We start from the raw sequence: 22,609 nt of genomic DNA on the forward strand, positions 1-22,609 counted from the left end.
CGCTACAATCTGCGGGGAAACAATAGTAAATGGTACAGCAAATGCTCAGGCGGTTAGTGCAGTTGTGGAAAAGGTTCTTTCAGCGCTTGTTTGGCGGAGGTAGACAAAAGACAACTTCCCCCAAAACCAGTGTGAATGTTCCCAAGGAACCAGCAGCCCCACTCACCGACACAGATTTAGAATTTCTCTTCACCGAACTTCTCGAAGGAGTTCATCAAGCACGAGGCCAAGCTTGGGCTGTCAAATGGCTGAAAAATATTGAACATCGTGTGACAACGGCACAGTGGATAGACTGGTTAAGCCGCTTTGGCGAAAGACTCGTAGCAGCACCTACACCCAATAATGAATTAGCATCTCGACTAGTACAACTAGGCGAATTAGGCATCGAGGAACTCAGTGATGTTGCCTATGACATAGGGATGCAAGTGTTAACCCGCAACCAAGGCGAACCAATTTGGGAATATGACGGCCCCGATGCCGATAGTACAAATATATCATATTTTGGGGAGAACATTTCTACATCAGAAGCAGCCCCAGAAGGAGACTACCAAACCGTCACCCTGGATCAGTTGTTTGTGATGTTGCAGCAAGATGAAAATCTCCGCCAACAAATAGCCGAACAACTAGCCATTGAGACAGATGATCCTCAAGTCATCGTTGAGACACTGATGAATCAATATTATGCAGCTAGTCAATCGGGGAATGAGTAGAAGGATTGGGAGATAGGGGAAAAGACCAAGGATTAACAATCACAACCCCTGTCTCAGCAAAATCATTGGTCATGGGTTGAAGTCGTCGAGGGGAAAGCTGCGATCGCGGCTAAAGTCGAGTTCTTCGGCGATTCCAACCAAGGGGGATTGACGGAAAAACTCTATAAGTGTGGTGGGTTCTTCTGGGTGGGTGTTCTGTATAGTCAGGCTTTGGGCCAGAAGTTGGATAATATACAGTTTATCGTTGGGGGAAAGTTGAAGCAGTTGTTTTTCAAGTTCTGGGATAACCATGATGGAAGGGTTAAGTGAGGATAATTTTATTTTACTTTCTGAATTAGGATGTAATTTTTAATGATGGCATGAGCTAAAATCACTACGTTTTGACCATGAAAAAAATATAGTTTTCTCTCTTTGTCCCCTTCCACTCCTTGAATTGATGAGTTTTGTATATTTTTTCGGACTCTAATGCGGAAAACTCTGTTAATTCCAGTGGATTTCACGTAAATGATGATTTATCATGGGGTTTTTAACACAGCGATCGCTACAATCTAGGGAAAATAACATCCAAGAGTATGGCAAATGCTCACTCGGTTATTACATTGGCTTAAAACGTTTGATAAACACCCAGTTGATTATCAGCAGGCTGGTTCTTTCAAGGGTGTGAAGGAAGAGGTGGCAGAAGAACCACCTGCGCTAACTAATGGGGATTTAGAACTGTTGTTTACGCAACTGCTGGCAGGTGTACATCAGGGACGGGGGCAACAGTGGGCAATTAAGTATTTACAACGAATGGAAGACCGTATTGGTCTGGATCGTTGGATAGATTGGCTACTAGTTTTTGGGGAAAAATTACTGTTGTCACCTGCGCCAAATCATCAGCTAGCAACTCAGATGGTGCAGCTAGGTGAACTGGGGATTGGCAAAGTCGGAGAACTATCTTATGACATTGGTATCCAGTTGTTAAATAGAGAGTTTGAAGATTTATATGAGGTTGATGAGGAGTCAGAAACGTCAATTACAGAAGAGGAAACTAGCGCGACTTTCAGCGATTCCCCAGGACAAGAGTTAATCCGCAGTTTGGGTGAACTATTATGGGAATCACAAGAACCAGAAGTGATTCCGACAACAATAGAATCAATAGCACCAAACACTGATGATACTCTTGAGGAAAATACCATCAAAAGTTTACAAGAGTTAAATTGGGGATATCAACCAGAGTTTGTTGTCACCGCAACTGATGATGCTGTCATCGAAAATTTACAAGAATTAAGTTGGGGATATTTAGAAGATTTTGTCGCTACAGCAGATGCAAGTCCAACGGAAAATTTACAAGAATTAAGTTGGGAATCTCCAGAAGAATTGACTACACCAACACCAGCTTTACTGATGCCAGCCCAGGAAGATGTCATCAGTAACTTAAGCGAATTGGTATTGGAACATAGAGGGCAAAACTCAGTTTCTTCAGCTATAGTATCAGTCCCAGGCAATTGGGATCAATCTTTAGTAAATATAGATCCTCATGTCGCTTATACCTTAGATGAATTATTGGTAAGATTGGATCAAAGTGCTAATTTAGTTCAGCAATTGGCGGCTAATTTAGTTGTACAAGCAAACCAAGTGCCAGTTATTACTACTGAAAAATCAACTGCTTTTATTCAAGCACAAGCACTATTTTATCAAGGATTACAACAAGCAAAAAGTGGCAATTTGTCAGGGGCGATCGCCTTATATGAACAAGCGATTCAATTACACCCCAACTCTTATGAATACTGGTTTAATCGGGGTTTAACTCTGTTTCATTTAGAACGATTCTCCGAAGCGATCGCCTCTTATGATCAAGCCATAGAACTGAAACCTGATTATTACAAAGCTTGGTATAATCGGGGTGGAACTTTGGGTCAATTGGGACTATTTGATGAAGCGATCGCCTCTTTTAAACAAGCGATCGCTATTCAAAGTGATATGCCGGAGGCTTGGTCGAGTAAGGCTTGGGCTGAGTTAAAGTTGGGACACATTGCTGAAGCCATCGCCAGTTACGAACAAGCTTTAAATTTGCAACCAGAAGACCAAGAGAACTGGTATTATCGAGGAATTGCCCTGGGTATAGATGAACAATACGAACAAGCGATCGCTTCCTATGACAAAGCTTTAGAAATTCAACCAGACTTCCATGAGGTGTGGATTGATCGGGGTGTAGTTTTATTTAATTTAAAACAATGGTCAAATGCGATCGCATCCTGGGATCAAGCCCTTTCTATTCAACCAGACTTTTACCTAGCTTGGTACAATCGGGGCATAGCTTTAGATAATTTAGGTCATCGTGAAGAAGCAATTGCTTCCTATAAACAAGCGATCGCCATTAAACCAGATTTTCACCTAGCTTGGTATAATCAAGCCGTCGCCCTGTTTTATTTAGAAAGATATTTAGAAGCGATCGTTGGTTATGACAACGTATTACAAATTAAACCCGACTATTGGGAAGCATGGATTGGTCGGGGTACAGCTATTGGTAGTTTAGATCATCCAGAAACACCATTAAATTTAATCACCACCGTCGCCACAAATAACCCTGATTTACAGCAGGCTGGCTATGAAGGTAAATTGGCTAGTTATCAAGAAGGGTTAAAACATATTCGTCCCGACACTCACCCAGAAGGTTGGGGGAGATTGCATTTGGCGATCGGTAATACTTACTATGAACAAGGTAAGCAAAATTCCACATCTCGTAACTACTGGCGTAAAGCTGTCAGCGAATATAATCAAGCCTTACTCACTCTCACCAGTACAGATTTTTCTCAACTCCATATAGAAGTTTTACAATCACTCGTCAAAGCCCTTCTAGGACTGGGACAAACAACACAAGCCCAAGAATTACACCAACGAGGCTGTAACTTATTACAACAATTATTGAGTGAAGCAAATCGTTCAGAAGAAAGCAAAAAACAACTAGCACTCAAATTTGCTGGACTCGGACAATTAGCCGTTGATATTGCTGTCGAATATGGTGATTTAGTAGAAGCTTGGGAAATAGCAGAACAAGGTAAAAATTCTTGTTTAACTTGGTTATTATTAGAGTGGAATACAGATATTCCATCACTCAATTATCGCTCAGTTCAAAAACTACTAAACCCTCATACAGCAATTATTTACTGGCATCTTAGCCCAGTTGCCCTACACACATTTATCATCAAAGACCAAGCCCCATCACCCATTCTCGTATTTACACCAATACAAGATTTAGGTACAAACAACGCTACACCTCTGCAAGATTTACCTCTACCAGAAGCCACCAGACGCTTAATTGCATTTGAAAATTGGTTAGAAAATTGGCAACAAACCTACCAAGAATATCGTAGCCAAATTCAAGACCAACAAAGCAAAAGCCATCATCCTTGGCGTGTCCAGATGGAATCTCAGTTATTACATCTGAAAAATATTTTAGAAATTGAGACAATTCAGCAGGAACTTGAAGGGATCACGCAATTAATTTTAGTTCCCCACCGCGATTTATTTAGATTGCCTCTCCATGTATTATGGCAAAACTCTGCTTTTGCACCAGCCTCAACACCCAACATAGAAACAAATTTCCATATTACTTATCTACCCAGTATCCAAGTTGGTTTATCAACACGCAATGTAGATAGTTGGCAGTTAGCTAATCAGACATTATTGAGTGTGGAATATCCAGATAACATCGCATATCCCACATTCAGATTTGCTAATTTAGAAGCCACAATCATCAGCCAGATGTTTAGTCATACCCAACGTATTCAGGGTAAAGACGCTGATCATAATAATGTTAAAGATGCTTTATTTAGTAATCATGATATATTTCATTTTACTGGGCAAGTAATTAATCATCTAACTGAGCCTAAAGCATCAGCATTAATCTTAGCAAATGAAGATAGACTGACCTTACCAGAAATCAGTCAAGGCAGGTTAGATAGTTACAATTTGGTGACTCTCTCTGCTTGTGAATCTGTCACTAATTCTCAGCCAACCATTACTCCTGAATATGTAGATTTGGTCAGTGGTTTGCTAATTAATAGTGTACCTTATGTAGTCAGTACCTTATGGACTGTCGAATCATCCGCCAGTGCTTCAGTCATGATTGAGTTTTATCGCCGCCTACAATTAGTATCATCACCCACCATTGCTTTAGCTGAAGCGACAACATGGTTAAAAGAATTAACAGCAGTAGAACTAACTAAATGGTATGAAGATTTACTCACTAATTTAAACCCAGAAGAATTAAAACTCAAAGCTTACTTAGCTACACATCTTTATCGCATCAGTAAAATGCCAGCCGATAAACAACCATACTCTCATCCTTACTATTGGGCAGCTTTTATCATCACAGGTAAGCATAGTCAATAACCCCATCGGTAATACCATTTCACTTTAATAATGATACAAATACGTGAGTCCGTCAGTCCGTCAGGGATTGTAAATCCCTGTCTCATAGCTAAAGTCCTCTCAAAAGGACTGAATATCAGAGTCCATTTTAATGGACTTAAGCTATGAGACCACCGTTTTAACGGTGGGCGGACAATACCCAACGAGTAAGCTACATGTATCAGGATTTTTGTGAATTGGTATAAGATATAGTCCATCAAAATTAGTTAGTACCATTTCTTCTTTCTAGCTGCCACAATTTTATAACGCTAAAGAACGTCGGGTCATGATATCTTCTCCATGTATATTCTTTGGCAATACGAAGATTAGAGCTAACTTTGATGACATAATCTAAGAGAGATGAACTATCGACACTATGACTAAAAACAAATATATTTTTATAACTATCTAAAATTTGATTTTCAAACTCATATTCAGTAAAGTTATTTTGTTTTTTAGAGTTTGGATATAAGAAATAAATATTGCTCTTCAAACTATGATTGAGGTCAAAGGGAATAACACCTTGACATATAACTAATGAATTTTTAGTCTGATTAAGTATTGCCGCAACTTTAGGAATATCAAAACTACTAAGTTTATTCCACCAAGCATCAGTCTGAGATAAAGTTAAACAAGAGATAATAGATAAAGAAACTAAAGAACCAGCAACTACTCTCCAGAAAGTTTGGTAAGACTTTTTAATATGCAAATTAAATATTAATCTAGCAATTAAATATGCCACAGCAAGCTGAATACCTAAGTAAGCAATTATTAAATATCTAGCAATAGCAGAACGTTTACCGCCAAAAATTAAATCTGGAAGCAATAAGGGTAAGACATTAATAGCAATGATAATGATGACAAAAGACCAAGTTTGTTTCTGAGTAGAGCGAATAATAAAATATATAGAGTAACCAACCAGTAAAGTGGTAAGTGTAATACTCAAGTATGATAATAAATCAGCATATACAAAAGCATAGTTAAAATCTATGAAAAGACGATTAATGTTTAACAGCCAAGCTTTAACAAGAGATTTAATAGAAACATCATCACTCAACCATGAAGTCATTTTTTGAGCAGATGATAAGTTAATATATAAAGCTATCAGCCAAGGCACAAATAGAATTAGGCTGACCAATGAAGCCCCAAAATAGCTGAATAATATTTTTTTATGCCAGAATTTTTTGTTAAATAAAATATAAATACAGTGTCCCGCAGCTAATATTATAATATTAAGATGTGTATAATAGCCTAGTGACAGAGTAACAGCATAGATAGCCCAATTTAGTTTTTTACCTGACTGAACTGCTTTAAGAAATGTCGCACTTGATAATAGAACAAATAGTGTTAACCAACTAGATGGACGTGCTTCTTGAGCATACAAAACATGGAAGGGAGAAACAGCTATTAATGCGACAGCAGACCAACTAACTCCAGGAGAATTAAATAATAATTGGGACAACCAATAAATTGCAGGTAAAGTTAATAAACTGGCGAATGCAGAGACGCTGCGAGTGACTGATATTGAATCACCTAATAATCTCACCCATGATTGTACAGCCATAAAATAAAGTGGTGAGAGTTGAGCTTCTTCTTTTATCAAACCATTCAACAGTCCTTTTAAACCATTTTCTGGTTGAAATGTCTGGTATTGTTGTAAATCTTCTACCGTAATCACATCGTTAGCAGCAGTTTTCTGCTTTAGTTTTGCTTCTGCCTCTACATAAGTGTAGCCTGATACTCTCAAAGAAGTAAAAGTCTCGTCATACCAGAATACTTTTTTATCGAGATGAACAAACCTAAAAAATATTCCTAGAGCTAAAATACTAATTATTAAAAACTTAAAGACTTTATTTGAATTGATATTACTCAGATAATTCCCAATTGAGATGATTTTCATTTTTATCATTTACAATCAAAGTTATTTCGCGCTATTTCGCACAGACTCTTATTTTAAGAGTTCCCATAATCAATATTCATCTAACAGATTCTCGCATAAAAGCTCTGAGAAAAGTATTAAAAACTTTGTCAGGAGAAAGAGCTTATACCAATTCACGAAAAATCTGATGTAGATGTAGGTTTAGGCGTAGGTTGGGTGTACTCCTGTGGAGTTCTCATAGGGTAGCGTAGCGCAACCCAACAGAGATCAGAATGTTAGGTTACGCAAAGCCTACAGAGCCACGTCATACCATTTCACTAAAAAAATGATAAAAATAGTTAAATCAGAAATATGAGTAGAAGTTCATGGCTGGAGTCACAAAAGTAAAAATACAAGAGTCAGCAGAAGAATTACGTGAACTGCTGAAAAAACAAAAAACTGTATTAGGGAAAGAACGTATTCAAGCATTGTATTTACTGAAAATACAGCAGGTAAAGACAATCCAAGATTTGGCAGTAGTGAAGGGATAAGGAAGTGCCACAGTGCAAAGGTGGTTAAAGGCTTATGCAGAATCGGGAATTGACACTCTGGTATCAAGAAAAAAAGGTTCAGGGCGACCACCAATTATTAACACAGATGTTCAAGAGCAACTTTCAAAGGAACTAGAAGACCCCCAGGGATTTAAAAGTTATGAAGAAATCCGAACATGGTTAAAAGCGGTAGAGGGAGTAGAAGCTTCATACAAAGTAGTACACGATACAGTGCGTTATCGAATGAAAGCGAAGCTAAAAGTACCGCGTGCAGTAGGTATAAAACACCAACCAGAAGCGGAAGAGGAGTTTAAAAAAAACTTCCACAATACATAGAAGTAATTCAGAAATATGTCATACCACCAATAGATAAGCAAAGAAGAATTAGATACTGGTGCGAGGATGAAAGCCGTGTGGGGTTGAAGACTGAAGCGGGTAGATTAATTACCAACTTTGGGACTAAACCTATCGGTATCATGCAATGGAAACGGGAGAATTTTTATTTATACGGATTAGTAGAACCGTTAACGGGCGAATATTTTATTTGGGAGTTTTCTCATTTAAATGCGGCTTGTTTTCAGATTTTTTTAGAAAAATTCTCTGCTACTTATTCCCAAGATATACATATTATTCAATTAGACAACGGTGCTTTTCATTTTAGCCAACATCTTCAGATACCAGAAAATATAATTTTGTTATTTCAACCCCCACACACACCGCAAGTTAATCCAATTGAGCGGTTATGGGAAGAAGTTAAAAGACATTTGGCTTGGGAAAGTTTTGCCACGTTAGATGAATTAAGACACTTTATCTGGAAACGTTTGGAGAAACTAAACACATTAACCGTTGCTTCTATAACAGGGTGGGATTTTATTCTTGATGCTTTATTTGAATCAAATTTTTCGTGAATTGGTATCACTGTCGAGCCAGCCGCTTGCGGGGGTTCCCCCCATTGGGCGGACCAGCGTGGGAAACCCGCCCATGTGAGTGGCTTCCCAACCTACAACTTTATTGCCACATTTTAGCCTTGTCACGTCACTACTATTGCACTATTTTAGCCTAGACACGCCACTAGAACCCTATTACCTATTGCCTGACTACGCAAATCAGTTTAGTAATCAAAGCCGATTCCTATAAAAAAAATATCCAAAATGTAGGGTGTGTCAGTGTGAGAAAACCTAGCTACACCAAGAAATTTTTCCTACTAACGCACCCTACCAACCGTCAATTTGGGATAATTTATTTTTTGGTGTTCTCTTAACTAAAATATTAACTGTGGATGAATTAATTTGTACCCAGCTTCTTTGATTTTCTGATTAGAAACTTTAGTATTATAAGGGCGATTACTTTTGAGTGTATTATCCCAAGTTACTGGAGTGAGATTGTGTTTTGCCAATAAAGTATCTAGTAATTCTTTGCTGGATAAATGTGCATCATCTACCAAGTTATAAATTCCCTGTAATTGATGCTGACGAACAAACTCTATTGACCCTACAATATCATCTAAATGAATCCAGTTTGTGATATCACTGCCATCACCAGGACGAGTTGTGCCAGGAACTCTAGCAAATATTTTCATCAGTTCTCGACCAATACCATAGATACCTCCCAATCGCAGAATACAAACACGGAGATGGGGACTAGAGGCTGCAAGTAAAATATCTTCTGTAGCTTTGAGAATTTCCCCATTAGGAGTTGTCGGTATGGCTGGTGTGGTTTCATCTACCCACTCACCATTTCTATCACCATAAACTGAATAACTGCTTGTGTAGATTAGTTGTTGAACAGAAGAATTTTGTTGTAATGCAGCAACTAAAGCTTTAGCTGTTTCTATATAAGTTGCTTGATAGACATCTGCACCTTTCGCGCCAACGCTCAGTAGTACAGTATCTTGATTGTTGATGACAGTTATGAGTTTATCGAGATCATTTCCTGGAGTTAAAATAACCTTCTGTGCTACTTTTTCTAATGTGGGTATACGTTCAGGTGTAGTGGTAGTAGCGGTGATTGTAAAATTAGAATTTTGCTGCCAATATTGAGCGATCGCACAACCAACATAACCACAACCGATAACTGCAATATTCATCATAAATTTTATGGAGTGGTCAAAACAGACCAAAATCAACGGTGTACAAGCCCATCAGGCATAATTGCACCGCTTAAATTTGCCCCTATTAATTTTACCAGCAGGCGATCGCCTGAGCGAATCCTCGCCCCCGTCAAATCTGCTCCTCGTAAGTCAGCACCACTGAGATCAGCACCAATTAAGTTTGCAGAACGTAAATTTGCTTCTCTCAAGTCAGCCAACAGTAAATTAGCTCTAAATAAATTAGCTTCCGATAAATCAGCACCGCGCAAAATTACCTTGTGCATAAAAGTATCGCTGAGATTAGCACCGCTAAGGTTAGCGTAACTGAGGTTTCTGCCAGATAAATCTTTGTTACTTAAATTGGCTTTGCTAAAATCCTTACCACTTAAATCGGAACTTTGCTTTGGTGGTGGATAGGTATTAGCCGATGATTTTGGCGGGTGATATGGTGAAGAGGGATAGATTGTTTGCTGTTTGCCGTTGAAAGAGCGTAACTTTTCCCTCGCTTCATTAATTGCTTTGAGCTTATCCTGTGCTTTTTGTTGCAAGCGAAGATTGTCTTTGGGAAGGCGATCCGGATGCCACACAAAAACCAAATCTTTATAAGCCTGGTTAACTTCCTCAAGGGTGGCTCCAGGTTCCAATTCCAAAACCCGATAATATCGCTCCAACTCGCTCATAAGATATTTTAGTGGAGAATCAACTTAATAAAGAAAGATTTAGCCCTCCCTATTTGTAGATTAGGACTGGGCAGTAGTAGTTCTGCGGGGAAAATTCAGTCCTTAGACATTATATAAGCCTATCGCAGCGTACTCAGTCTATCAACAATTTTTTATCAAGAAAACCTTCAGGAGTCAGAATTGAGTGGGGATTATGTACACCTGACACCTTGATTATTTCTAAATAAAATTTGCCCTTCATCAGCAAACCAATGAAACTTCTTACCATTGCCAGATTTTATCTAACAAAATACAGGAGTCAGGAGTCAGAAGTCAGCATGAATTGGAGTCCGACTGGCGGATGAATCTTGGTTTAAAATCTCGCCCCTAGTGCTGTATTCTGACTCCTGTATTCTGACTCCTTTTTATTATCTTTCCATTTGCCGATTTCTCCATCTATTCATAGCTCGTAAATATGCAGCCACAGGAATCTGATAGACTTCTATAAAAATCCAAATAATAATTGATAAATGCGACAAAAAAGTTAATATTGTCCAAATGTATGGGAACCAGGTAAAAATATCCCCAGGCGTGGGGGGAAAATAATAAGCTACTATGCCAATTAAAGTTGTCGGCAGCAAGATAAAAGATGCCGCAGCTAAACCATACCCCCAACCTAACTCCACACCTTCTAATTGCGCTTCTGCCCAATTAAAACCATTCCATCGCCAAATCAACGGGGGTTGTCGAGAAGGCATCTTGATTTGCTGTTGTTCTACATTGACAGTAAAAATCTCATGGCAAAAATCACAACCCATTGCTTCCATCAAGGGTATATGAGAAATTTTACCTACTCGACAAACTGGGCAAGGATAAACACCATGAGGATCAAAAGATTTAGTGAAGAGTTTAGACCTGGGCATAATCAAGTTAGGTTGTGATTCAAGATTGTTGTGGAAATGTCAAATTCTCAAAGAATTACCAAAATAGATTAATTTTACAGCCTATTTCACTGATAATTCTTCTCATTTATTACCACTACCTAAAAAATAAAATCTATATCCATATGCTGATGTCTACTAACAAGAAACTTATTGTCTATCTCTATCAGTAACAGGTTTTTAGTCCTAGATTTGTACTGAGTTTATCGTTTTTTGAGAGGTTTTATTGGTCTTGACACTAGCAAATTCTTCTGATATATTCGTTTTACAATAGCGCACATATATATCTTTTACCCTACATTTATACAAATGTTCAGCAAAACCTACTATTTTTATTTTTGGTGCAAGGCGGTTCACTGGGAGTGAGTCGAGTTTTCCGTTGGAAACCGCCCAGTGAACCGCAGAGCAGACTCTGCGGTTTTTGTTTTTTAGGAGCAAAATCTCATCATGACGACCTATTTCAGTAATTGGTTTTATAGCTTTTACTTTTGGCCCAGAGCAAATTCCGGGTAAATAGCGTCATGCTGATAAATCATACGCGCCCGGAACACGAGAGGTTCTGGGCTTTTTTTTAGTGAGTGAGTGAGGAGTGAGGAGTGCTGAGTGCTGAGTGCTGAGTAAAGAGTGAGGGAGTGAGAGAGCGAGTGAGGGAGTAAGAATTGCTAATGACTATTGACTAATGACTAATGACTATTGACTATTGACTATTGACTATTGACCAATGACCAACCTATTAGGAGAATTAAATCATGATTAATGCCAAACTTGTTGCCCAATCTCACCCTGGTCATCAAACAATTGTTCGACTCTCAGACACCGTTGCTTTCGGTGGAGAGGAATTGGTGATTATCGGTGGCCCTTGTGCGGTAGAGAGTTTAGAGCAAATGCAGACAGTAGCTCAAAAACTAGGCGGAGAAACTGTCCATGCTTTACGTGGTGGTGTTTACAAACCGCGTACTTCTCCCTATGCTTTTCAGGGAATGGGAGAAGTTGGATTAGAAGTTTTAGCGCGAGTGCGATCGCACTATAATATTCCAGTCATCACCGAAGTTATGGCAATTTCGCAAATTGAAGTAATTGCAACTCATGCGGATATGTTGCAGGTGGGTAGCCGGAATATGCAGAACTTCGACTTGCTCAAAGCTTTAGGGCAAGCTGGTAAACCCATACTCCTCAAGCGTGGTTTAGCAGCCACAATCGAAGAATTCGTGATGGCGGCTGAATATGTTGTCAGTCATGGTAATCCTGATGTGGTGCTGTGCGAACGAGGTATTCGCAGCTTCGATAATTACACCCGCAACGTTTTAGATTTAGGTGCAGTCGCCGCACTCAAGCAAATTACCCACTTACCTGTGATTGTTGATCCTTCCCACGCCGTTGGTAAACGGGAACTAGTTGCACCAGTAGCCAAGGCGGCTGTAGCTTGTGGTGCTGATGGGTTAATTATTGAGTGTCACCCAGAACCAGAAAAATCTGTATCTGATGCTCGTCAAGCTTTATCTCTGGAGGATATGGTGAGTTTAGTTGATAGTTTAAAGCCTGTCGCCTTAGCCGTTGGACGGAGAATATCAAAAAACAGAGGGGTGGGTTTCAAACCTACCCCTATTTGTTGTGTAATTTAAGTTGCCCGAAATCCTTATAGAGACGTTGCAGTGCAACGTCTCTACATAATTTAATTTATGTGTATCGTGATTAACGTGAAATGGTATTACTTATTGCGCTTTTGAAGTTCTTTAATTCTGTCCTGTGCTTTTTGGGCATTGAATATCTCGCCCCTTTTCTGAAACAGAGAAATGGCATCTTGGTAATTTTTAATAGCTTCTGGTATGTTGCCTAGTTCAGAGTTGATATCTCCCAAGCTAAAGACAGCAGAGGCTTTACCAAAATAGTTAGCTGCCGGATTGATAGCTCCCCAGTTTTTGTTGATAGTAATTCCCTGCATTAAATCTCTGAGCGCTCCTTGGCGATCTTTATCTGAGAAGTAGCGAGCAAGTCCCCGATAGTAATAGGCAATAGCTAGATCAGACTTAAAATTAACTGCCTGCTGAAAATTGTCAAAAGCAGGGCGAAATTCGCTCAATGAATAGTGAACAAAACCTCTATTGAAATAGGCAGAGGCAATACCATAGTAGTTAGTATCAGGATTATCTGTTCCCCAGTTTTGATTAATTTTAATTGCTTGAGTGTAATCTGCGATCGCACCTTGGTTATTGCCTTGCTTTTGTTTGTCAAATGCCTGATTATAGAGGTCTAATGAACTATTCTTGGTTGCATCAGCAGAAGTAGGACTGGCGATCGATGTTGGTGATTTAATTGGTTGCTCGCGGGATAATGTCACCAGTAAATAAGCGACTAAAGCTAAAGCAGCAGCAATGCTTACTCCCATCAGGAGTTTAGGGTTTCGCACAAATGTCTCAGAAATAGCCTGTGGAGGTCTAATTCTCGGTGGCAAAGGAAGTTCATCTGGGCTTGTAGCTAAAAGAACTGTGTTTGACGGGTTGACAAGTGTCACATCTTCAGATCCGTCGGAAGTTTGCACCGACATCTCTTTCTCCGCTTCACCTGAAGGTTGAATTGCTTTTTTGTGAGAAGTAATTTGTGCTTCAATTAAAGCAATGTCTTCATCTCTGAGTTGTAAAACCCGTTGTAAATGTTTTAACTCGTATTGAGTGTGGCGACTGAGAGAATGCTCACGCCCAATCGCCTCAACTAAAACTTGCTGATAACGGTGCAATCTTTTCTGGTACTCTCGGTAAGGTTTGAGTACCTCATCTTCAATTGTTGCCGCAACTTCTGGTAGCAGTCCTAACCCATCTCGTAAGGCATCTAAGGTATTACGCCCTACGACAGAAATCACGCCACGAATGGCAAAATGCTCAACTTCTTTGCGATACCTTAGTTTTGGATCTTCGATGGGTGCTTGAAAAAGACGGATTTTGTAGCCTTCTTTCACGGCATAAATTTCTGGTTTCATTGCTGGCGCAGCTTCTTGAACTTTCCCTTTGGCATACTCATGCAGTTCATCAATGGAAACTACACCATCGCTATCAATATCTGCTGCTCCAGTCGCAATTCCCTCGACTAGATAACGAGTGTAAGTCGAAAGGTCTGATCCTTCCTGCTCAAAGGAATACTGGGTGGAAGTCGAAGACGTAAGCACAGCTCGTCCTTCTCCTCCCAATTGGCTTTTAACATCTACAGAACTATCATCTTTTGCTAACCAACCCTCCGCAAATGCTCCACTAAAGCAACAATCCAGAATAACAACTTGTCGCTTAGAACGGCTATTACTCATAATGTCTTGGACAAAACTGGCTGAAACTGCTGTGGCGCGAATTAGTTCTCCCTGTGGGGTTTTACGAGTGATGCGAGTAGCTAAATGCAGCTTACCATTGTTGTCTTTGACACCATGACCAGAGAAAAACAGCAGTACTAAATCGTCTTTCTTGCGACCGGAAAACAACGTTTCAATTGCTTCCTGCATCTGTTGAGGTGTAGGATTTAACAATGTATTGACTTCATTAAAAGCACCCACATCGGGCTGCTGTAATACTTGCCGCATTGCCTCTATATCTCTAGCAGCTCCAGGCAAGGGTGTCAAACCAGGTTCGTAATCGCTGACCCCAATCACTAGTGCCATCTTAGCCATCTTGACCTCCTATATCGAAATAACCAAAAGCTGTGAAGCAGTTGCTGTTACTATCGAATGTATTTGCAGTCACTTAAAATTGCATTTGCCAAAATAATTTTCAATGTGGGAGAAATAATACTTGCCACCACAGCCTTGATCGGGATAGTCTTTGAGACTTTATAATGTTAGCGTCGCAGACAACAGTATTTTTGAGAAAAAATTTAAACTGATATTTTTAATGACAATTTACCATTAAAAAATCCAGCCGTAAATTAAAAGACGTAGCTAGGCCACGTCTTTTATAGAGCATATATGCAAATTACCAGAATTTTTAAGCTTTCTTTAACCAGCTAAACATTGCTCGTAGTTCTTTGCCAACTTCTTCAATTTTATGTTCAGCTTCTTGACGACGCAAAGCAGTAAATCCAGGCTTACCAGATTGGTTTTCTAAAACAAACTCTCGTGCAAATTGACCTGATTGAATTTCACTGAGAATCTTCCGCATTTCAGCTTTGGTTTGTTCGGTGACAATGCGAGGACCACGGGTATAATCACCGTATTCAGCAGTATTGGAAATGCTATCACGCATTTTTGCTAAACCACCTTCTACCACCAAGTCCACAATTAACTTGACTTCGTGGAGACATTCAAAATAAGCCAACTCTGGCTGATAACCTGCTTCTAATAAAGTTTCAAAACCGGCTTTAATTAAAGCACTCAAACCACCGCATAATACAGCTTGTTCACCAAATAAATCGGTTTCTGTTTCTTCGCGGAATGTTGTTTCTAGAACACCAGCACGACTCCCACCGATACCTTTAGCATAGGCTAAGGCGCGATCGCGTGCCTTACCACTAGCATCTTGATACACTGCAAACAGGGCGGGGACACCTTCACCTTGTTCGTAAGTCCGACGGACTAAATGTCCAGGGCCTTTGGGTGCTACCATCACTACATCTACATTGGCAGGTGGTACGACTTGTCCAAAGTGAATATTAAACCCGTGGGCAAAGGCCAGTACATTGCCTTCTTCTAAGTTGGGGGCAATTTCGTTGAGATAAACTGTTTTTTGGACTTCATCAGGTAATAAAATCATGATGAAATCGGCAGCGTTGGCAGCATCTGCCACATTTTTCACAGTCAACCCAGCTGCTTGGGCTTTTGCTGCTGACTTACTACCTGGATATAGCCCCACAATGACATTCAAACCACTATCTTTCAAGTTGAGGGCGTGGGCGTGACCTTGGGAACCGTAGCCGATGATAGCAATGGTTTTTCCTGTTAAAAGGTCTAAATTAGCATCTGTGTCATAATACAACCGGGCCATACAAGTATCTCCTGTCAGCAAGCATCATTTATTGGCAGGCTTTCGATCTTACCCCAAATTGAGGAACTGCGGGTAGTTATTGGTCAATGGTCAATGGTCAATGGTCAATGGTCAATGGTTAATGGTCAATGGTCAATGGTTAATGGTTAATGGTCAATGGTTAATGGTTAATGGTCAATGGTTAATGGTTAATGGTCAATGGTTAATGGTTAATGGTCAATGGTTAATGGTTAATGGTCAATGGTTAATGGTTAATGGTCAATGGTCAATGGTTAATGGTCAATGGTCAATGGTTAATGGTCAATGGTCAATGGTCAATGGTCAATGGTCAATGGTCAATGGTTAATGGTCAATGGTTAATGGTTAATGGTCATTAGTAAAACTCTTAGCCAATACCCAGTACCCAATACCCAATACCCAATACCCATTACCTAACTACACTAATTTTTTGTACTTCTGCTTCAGATAGTTTGACTCCAATAGCTTGGACTGTGTCTTCGATGCTGGAAACTTTGCTTGCGCCGGGGATAGGTAAAATGGATGGGGACTTGGCACGCAACCACGCTAGTACAATACAGTATACAGATACGCCTTTGTCTTTAGCTAATTGAGCGATCGCCGGAATATCTTGTAGGTCTTGATAGCGACGACGACCACCAAAAGGACTCCAAGGTAAAAATGTCAATCCTTCTTGCTCACAATATTCCAATACACCATCGGTTTCTGGTTGTCGTTCCCAAGGACTGTATTGATTTTGGACGGAGATAATATCTACTACATCTTGTGCTTGTTTAATTTGTGCTACGGAAAAATTAGAAACTCCCACAAATCGAATTAAACCTTCCTCTACAGCTGCTTTTACTGGTGCTAGGGATTGGGCAATGGTATATTGCGGGTCTGGAGAGTGGTATTGCCAAAGGTCGATGGGTTTTTCACCACCCAAGGCTGCAAAGCTGGCACGAATTGTTTGTCGCAGATGTTCGGGATTGCCGTTGCGTGTCCAGTTTTGATGAGGACGCATTAAACCGCCTTTGGTGGCGACAATTACTTGGCTGACATCACCAGGGTAACTAGCAAGTGCTTTGTGAATCAGTCTTTCATTGTGGTGCTTATCGGACTCATCTTTGCAATAAGAGTCGGCAGTATCAATAAATGTAATACCCAAATCCAAAGCGCGGTGAATCACTGGGATGGACTGCGATTCTGGAGGGCGGTCATATACTGACATTGGCATCCCACCTAAACCAATGGCACTCACAAAGACATCGGTTTTTCCTAGCTGTTTAGTTTCCATGCTTCTTGCTTAAGTTTTTTGCACCGTTACTAATCTAGTAACGGGTTAGAGATATTTTGACAATGCCTCTACAGATAGGATTGACATCTTTTTTCCCTACAACCCTACCCCTCTACACCCGCCCCAACGGGGTTTGGTAAAAATGATATACTAGCGATCGCTTCGTTTAGCTCCACGACGGGATGAGCTGGGACGAGCATCAAACTTTTTACTACCTGTCACCCTTCTTGGTGTTGATTTTTTCGCTGATTTTTGGGGCAAGGATTTAGTATTGGATCGGGGTGGACGCGGGCTATCTTTGGGTGTATGCTTGCGTTCATCGGCAATTGGTTCTGGTTTGGTGTGGGAAGTGACACCAAAATTAGTAACTACTTCCACAGGCAATCGTTTTTCAATCAGTTTTTCGATATCTGCTAACAGATGGTATTCATCAACAGATACCAGGGATATGGCTTCACCCGACGCGCCAGCGCGGCCAGTACGACCTATACGATGAACATAATCTTCTGGGACATTGGGCAGATCGAAATTGACGACATGAGGTAATTCACTGATGTCAAGACCTCGTGCAGCAATGTCGGTTGCTACTAACACTTGTAAACTGCCATTCTTGAACTTTGCTAGAGCGTGGGTACGCGCCGACTGGCTTTTATTCCCGTGGATAGCTAGTGCTTGAATACGCTCATCAGCCAATTGCTTGACTAAACGATCAGCACCATACTTTGTGCGAGTGAAGACTAGTACTTGATACCAATTATCCTTCCGAATCAAGTGAGCAAGTAATTGGCGCTTTCTGTCGCGTTCTACTTTGTAGATTTTCTGTGCCACTGTTTCGGCGGTAACGTTGCGGCGTGCTACCTCGATCATCTTCGGACGATCTAATAGTCCGGTGGCTAGTTCCTTAATTTTGTCTGAGAAGGTGGCGAAAAATAGCAAATTTTGGCGTTGCTTGGGCAACAGGGAAAGAATGCGCCGGATATCACGAATAAAACCCATGTCTAACATTCGATCTGCTTCATCCAGAACTAAAATTTCCACCTGTGACAGGTTGACTGTACCCTGATGTACATGGTCTAGCAATCGTCCTGGGGTTGCGACTAGAATATCCACGCGACCCTGTAAAAGCCGTTTTTGCGGATTAATGCTGACTCCACCAAACATCACCATCGGGTTTAATTTCAGGTACTTGCCGTAGTCACGCACGCTTTCTTCCACTTGTGCGGCTAGTTCACGAGTCGGGGTGAGAATCAGCGCTCGAATTGCCGAGCTTTTATTCGATGTACTTTTAACACTGTTTTCTGACAACCGATGCAAGAGTGGCAAGGTGAAGCTGGCTGTTTTGCCAGTACCAGTTTGTGCGCCGGCTAAAAGATCGCTACCTGACAAGACAGCAGGAATCGCTTGCATCTGAATTGGCGTGGGTTTAGTGTACCCCCGCTCGGTGACTGCACGAATAATTTCTGGGGACAAGCCGAGATGAGAAAAAGACATAGAACTCCATAAATAACATCGGCCTGTCGCCACTGGCGGCATCAGTCTAAGGCAGATAAACAAAATTTCTAAAGCTGGATGGGCAATAGCGCTAAGACTGAGAGCGAATGCCGCAGCTCTGCATTCTAACAGAAGTCATTAGTTATTGGTCAATGGTCAATGGTCAATGGTCAATGGTCAATAGTCAATGGTCAATAGTCAAGGGTCAATAGTCAATAGGCAATAGTCGGTTGTATTTTCTCCCCTGCCTCCCCTGCCCCCCTGCACCCCTATTCCCCTATTCTCCCACTAACAATTCCTGACCACTGGACTTTTTTCTCTTGTTCACGGCGATAGGAAAAGAAATGTTCTGGGGTTTGATATGTGCAGTAAGGTGCGATCGCTATTTGCTCGACACTGATACCTAAGTTTTGTAGTTGCAAAGTATTGACTTGACGGACATCAACTCGGACTCTACCCGGTTCGGGATCAGCTAGTAAGGGAGAATGGGGTAATGCGTGTAATGCTTGGACAATTTTGTGAGGATCATCACCAGAGATGATGCTAGCACCAATTTCTGCTGCTACCTCCACCGAGACTTGGTAAACTTCACCAGCAATGGCTGGCCCCATAGCAATTCGTAAATCATCTAATTTACTGCCTTGGGCTTGCAGACGAGCGATCGCTTGGGGAACAATTTGTTTAGCTGTACCCCGCCAACCTGCATGGAGTGCTGCCACTTGTCCAGTTTGGACATCGCCAATTAAAACTGGTGTACAATCGGCGCTGGCTACCCAGATTGCTTGTAGGGGTTGTTCGCTAACTAAACCATCTGCCAAGGCTAAATCATCTTCAATCAGACAAAGTTGCTGATCTATTTCTTGGGGTGTCAGAACTGTATTTCCATGTACTTGTTTCAAGCGATATGCTGATGCTTCTGGGTGCAGCAGCTTTGTCAATTCTGGAGGCAACATCGGCCAAAACTGGTGAGTAAAAAAGCCGTGTTGCCAATCTTTTAAAAGGCTACAACTTAAATAAGATAGTCCTTCCCAATTGTGCCAGTGCCAAGTGTGCATTTTTAACCCAACCTAAACAGAAAATCACTCATCAGCCAATTAATGCTAACTTGTAAACAAGCAAATTATCAGTATTTAAAAATAGATGCTAGAAAAAGAGAGTTTGCAATTACTATTCGAGGCTCTTGATAAATTGGAATTGGGTTTTCAAGGGATGCCAGAATTCAACTCTCCATACCAATTAGAGAGTCTGCGGACTGTTTTATTGGAAGTGGCAACCCGAATGCAGGATAACTTTCCTTATCCTCATCCCCTGTATGTAGGACAAATGCTCAAACCGCCTCATCCGATCGCACGTTTGGCTTATATGCTCTCCATGTGGATTAATCCGAATAATCATGCTTTGGATGGAGGACGAGCTAGTACCTTCATGGAAAAAGAAGCAGTCAAGGAAATAGCCCAGATGTTTGGCTGGGAAACTTTTCTTGGTCATCTGTGCGGTGGTGGGACGATCGCTAACTTAGAAGCTTTGTGGGTAGCAGGAAAAGTCAAGCCTGGCTTAAAGATTGTCGCTTCTGAGCAATCACATTATACACACGAACGGATTTGTGGTGTGCTGGGTTTGCCTTTTGCCCCAGTCAAAAGCGACTGCTTTGGCCGAATGGATCTAGAGGCGCTAGAAACTCTCCTCAAAGCTGGTGATATTGGCACTGTTGTTGTCACAATGGGAACTACGGCGACTGGTTCTGTAGATCCTCTACCAGCAATTTTGGAGTTGCGATCGCAATACCATTTCCGTATTCATGCTGATGCTGCCTATGGTGGTTATTTTACTTTGGCAAATAATTTAACCGAGACTACTAGAGCTGCGTATGATAGTTTGTCAGCTGTTGACTCTATTGTCATCGACCCTCATAAACACGGTCTTCAGCCCTATGGTTGTGGTTGTGTCATTTTTGCAGATCCGACGGTAGGCACATTTTATCAACATGAGTGTGCTTTTACTTACTTCACCTCATCAGAACTACATCTCGGTGAAATTAGCTTAGAATGTTCTCGACCTGGAGCCTCGGCTGTGGCACTCTGGGCAACACAGCGTTTGCTACCTTACACTCGTGAGGGAGAATTTGCGACTGAAATCAGCCATTGTCGCACGGCGGCGGTGGCTTTGGCACAAAAAATTCAAGCTGATGGCAGATTTGTCATACCCTTTTCTCCAGAACTCGATATTTTAGTTTGGACTCCCCGCGCCAAGAGTGCTAGTATTGCTTCCCAATTGGCAAAAGATATTTTTACTGCCGCAGCTCAAAAAAATCTCCATTTAGCGATCGCCCATCTCAATGTAGAATTATTCACTGATGTCCATCCAGAAATGGAGCCTGATCAAGACAAAGTAACTTGTCTACGCTCATGCTTAATGAAACCAGAGCATCTGGAATGGGTGGAGGATATTTGGCAATTACTAGAACAGGTAACAGATCAAGTTCTAGCTGATAAATAATAGGTTATACCAATTCAAAATTCGTCTTGAAAAGTTTTGGGCGAATATAATTCGCTATTACACAAGCTAAGTCCGCCTACGCGGACTAACATAAAATTAGGTTTTTTAACCCACGAAGGTGGGTTTTGTCTGTGTAGCCGCGATTTCTAATCGCCAAGGCTAGTATTAATTTAGACTTTTCAAACAACCTCTAAGAGCGAACGAGCGTCATTACGAATTACGAATTAATTATGGGTATTATTGTTTTTGGCAGCATCAATATAGATTTAGTAGCAATAGTACCTCGATTACCTATGGCTGGGGAAACTTTGTTAGGACAAGAGTTTTTTAAAATTCCTGGAGGTAAAGGTGCAAATCAAGCAGTAGCATTAGCGCGATTGGGTGTTCCTACCCACATGGTAGGGCGTGTTGGCAAACAGAATTTTAGTGCAGAACTGATGCAAAATTTGCAAGAAGCAGGTGTACAAACTGAGGAAATTTTGATAGATGAAAGTGTGAGTTCTGGAGTCGCAATTATTAATGTGGATAGTGATGGGGAAAATCAAATTGTGGTGATTCCTGGTGCAAATGGGCGTGTCGATCAAGAAGATGTAGAGCGATTATCATCTTTATTACCAACAGCTATAACATTACTTTTACAATTAGAAATTCCCATCAATGCCGTTATAGCAGCTGCCCAAGCAGCAAAAAATGCCGGGATTACAGTTATTTTAGATCCTGCACCTGCTCACACTAATTTACCAGCAGAACTTTATCCATTGGTCGATATCATCACACCCAATGCAGTAGAAGCAAGTCAATTAGTAGGTTTTACCGTGGATGAAGAAGATACAGCAGTGAAAGCAACTGAGGTTTTATTGCAACGGGGGGTAAAGTGTGCGATCGCTAAATTAGGTGCAAAAGGTGTTGTCTGTGCAACTGCTGAGGAAACATTTTTTGTTCCAGCTTTCTCGGTTAATGCTATTGATACCGTTGCTGCTGGTGATGCTTTCAATGCTGGTTTAGCAGCCGCACTTTACAACGGACTTTCCCTACATCAAGCAGTTGTGTGGGGTACAGCCGCAGGTGCATTAGCCACAACAAAAATAGGCGCACAAACTTCTTTGCCTGATAGGGTGAGGTTTGATGCTTTTCTCAAGGAAAGGGGAATGGGTAATGGGTAATGGG

Annotated in this window: 19 protein-coding genes; 9 read left to right on the top strand and 10 right to left on the bottom strand. The window is 40.9% G+C overall.

Annotation, left to right across the window (positions count from 1 at the left end; all coding sequences use genetic code 11):
* The first annotated feature begins 29 nt into the window (after positions 1-29).
* On the top strand, positions 30-710 hold the full coding sequence (locus FD725_RS06455; RefSeq protein WP_179047361.1) for a hypothetical protein: 681 nt from the start codon (positions 30-32) through the stop codon (positions 708-710).
* Positions 711-779: 69 nt separating this feature from the next.
* On the opposite strand, the gene FD725_RS06460 is transcribed toward FD725_RS06455, so the two are convergent.
* Complete coding sequence (locus tag FD725_RS06460; RefSeq protein ID WP_179047362.1) at positions 780-1,001, bottom strand: hypothetical protein; 222 nt, start codon at positions 999-1,001, stop codon at positions 780-782.
* A gap of 288 nt (positions 1,002-1,289) precedes the next feature.
* Between FD725_RS06460 and FD725_RS06465 the strand changes: the two genes are divergently transcribed.
* Entirely contained in the window at positions 1,290-5,087 is a 3,798-nt protein-coding gene (locus FD725_RS06465) for a tetratricopeptide repeat protein (RefSeq protein ID WP_179047363.1), read from the top strand.
* A 241-nt stretch (positions 5,088-5,328) separates the two neighbouring features.
* Here FD725_RS06465 and FD725_RS06470 read toward each other — a convergent pair whose 3' ends face one another.
* Positions 5,329-7,005 (bottom strand): glycosyltransferase family 39 protein, encoded by a 1,677-nt coding sequence (locus FD725_RS06470; protein ID WP_179047364.1) that lies wholly within the window; start codon positions 7,003-7,005, stop codon positions 5,329-5,331.
* A gap of 344 nt (positions 7,006-7,349) precedes the next feature.
* Between FD725_RS06470 and FD725_RS06475 the strand changes: the two genes are divergently transcribed.
* The 3 genes from FD725_RS06475 to FD725_RS06485 are packed head-to-tail and all read left to right on the top strand — an operon-like array spanning position 7,350 to position 8,422.
* A complete protein-coding gene (locus tag FD725_RS06475; protein WP_179047365.1) occupies positions 7,350-7,514 on the top strand; it encodes a hypothetical protein in 165 nt (54 codons plus the stop codon).
* 12 nt (positions 7,515-7,526) lie between these two features.
* Entirely contained in the window at positions 7,527-7,850 is a 324-nt protein-coding gene (locus tag FD725_RS06480; protein WP_179047366.1) for a helix-turn-helix domain-containing protein, read from the top strand.
* 47 nt (positions 7,851-7,897) lie between these two features.
* A complete protein-coding gene (locus FD725_RS06485) occupies positions 7,898-8,422 on the top strand; it encodes an IS630 family transposase (RefSeq protein ID WP_256871940.1) in 525 nt (174 codons plus the stop codon).
* 353 nt (positions 8,423-8,775) lie between these two features.
* On the opposite strand, the gene FD725_RS06490 is transcribed toward FD725_RS06485, so the two are convergent.
* The 3 genes from FD725_RS06490 to FD725_RS06500 all read right to left on the bottom strand — a co-directional run bounded on the left by FD725_RS06490 (position 8,776) and on the right by FD725_RS06500 (position 11,185).
* A complete protein-coding gene (locus FD725_RS06490; RefSeq protein ID WP_179051451.1) occupies positions 8,776-9,600 on the bottom strand; it encodes an SDR family oxidoreductase in 825 nt (274 codons plus the stop codon).
* 35 nt (positions 9,601-9,635) lie between these two features.
* The gene (locus FD725_RS06495) at positions 9,636-10,283 is read right to left on the bottom strand and encodes a pentapeptide repeat-containing protein (protein ID WP_179047367.1); all 648 of its coding nucleotides are present in this window, start codon (positions 10,281-10,283) and stop codon (positions 9,636-9,638) included.
* Positions 10,284-10,690: 407 nt separating this feature from the next.
* The gene (locus FD725_RS06500; protein ID WP_179047368.1) at positions 10,691-11,185 is read right to left on the bottom strand and encodes a hypothetical protein; all 495 of its coding nucleotides are present in this window, start codon (positions 11,183-11,185) and stop codon (positions 10,691-10,693) included.
* Positions 11,186-11,952: 767 nt separating this feature from the next.
* Here FD725_RS06500 and aroF point away from each other — a divergent pair.
* Positions 11,953-12,825, top strand: coding sequence for a 3-deoxy-7-phosphoheptulonate synthase (aroF, locus tag FD725_RS06505; RefSeq protein ID WP_179047369.1), 873 nt, complete (start codon positions 11,953-11,955; stop codon positions 12,823-12,825).
* 86 nt (positions 12,826-12,911) lie between these two features.
* Here the strand turns inward: aroF and FD725_RS06510 are convergent, their stop codons facing one another.
* Both FD725_RS06510 and ilvC read right to left on the bottom strand, forming a co-directional pair.
* Positions 12,912-14,852, bottom strand: coding sequence for a caspase family protein (locus FD725_RS06510; protein ID WP_179047370.1), 1,941 nt, complete (start codon positions 14,850-14,852; stop codon positions 12,912-12,914).
* Between the two features lie 313 nt (positions 14,853-15,165).
* Positions 15,166-16,161, bottom strand: coding sequence for a ketol-acid reductoisomerase (gene ilvC, locus FD725_RS06515; protein WP_179047371.1), 996 nt, complete (start codon positions 16,159-16,161; stop codon positions 15,166-15,168).
* Positions 16,162-16,261: 100 nt separating this feature from the next.
* Here ilvC and FD725_RS06520 point away from each other — a divergent pair, with 100 nt between their 5' ends.
* A complete protein-coding gene (locus FD725_RS06520) occupies positions 16,262-16,507 on the top strand; it encodes a hypothetical protein (protein WP_179046222.1) in 246 nt (81 codons plus the stop codon).
* 81 nt (positions 16,508-16,588) lie between these two features.
* On the opposite strand, the gene FD725_RS06525 is transcribed toward FD725_RS06520, so the two are convergent.
* The 3 genes from FD725_RS06525 to pgeF form a co-directional block, all read right to left on the bottom strand.
* The gene (locus FD725_RS06525) at positions 16,589-17,455 is read right to left on the bottom strand and encodes an aldo/keto reductase (protein ID WP_179047372.1); all 867 of its coding nucleotides are present in this window, start codon (positions 17,453-17,455) and stop codon (positions 16,589-16,591) included.
* Between the two features lie 150 nt (positions 17,456-17,605).
* Positions 17,606-18,946, bottom strand: a complete 1,341-nt coding sequence (locus tag FD725_RS06530; RefSeq protein WP_179047373.1) for a DEAD/DEAH box helicase — start codon at positions 18,944-18,946, stop codon at positions 17,606-17,608.
* A gap of 269 nt (positions 18,947-19,215) precedes the next feature.
* The gene (gene pgeF, locus FD725_RS06535) at positions 19,216-20,001 is read right to left on the bottom strand and encodes a peptidoglycan editing factor PgeF (protein ID WP_179047374.1); all 786 of its coding nucleotides are present in this window, start codon (positions 19,999-20,001) and stop codon (positions 19,216-19,218) included.
* A gap of 85 nt (positions 20,002-20,086) precedes the next feature.
* On the opposite strand from pgeF, the gene FD725_RS06540 reads away from it, so the two are divergent.
* Positions 20,087-21,442, top strand: a complete 1,356-nt coding sequence (locus tag FD725_RS06540; RefSeq protein ID WP_179047375.1) for an aminotransferase class I/II-fold pyridoxal phosphate-dependent enzyme — start codon at positions 20,087-20,089, stop codon at positions 21,440-21,442.
* 230 nt (positions 21,443-21,672) lie between these two features.
* On the top strand, positions 21,673-22,605 hold the full coding sequence (gene rbsK, locus FD725_RS06545) for a ribokinase (protein WP_179047376.1): 933 nt from the start codon (positions 21,673-21,675) through the stop codon (positions 22,603-22,605).
* The last annotated feature ends 4 nt before the right edge of the window (positions 22,606-22,609 follow it).

Origin of the sequence: Nostoc sp. TCL26-01 (genome assembly GCF_013393945.1) — a bacterium.
Taxonomy (GTDB): domain Bacteria; phylum Cyanobacteriota; class Cyanobacteriia; order Cyanobacteriales; family Nostocaceae; genus Trichormus.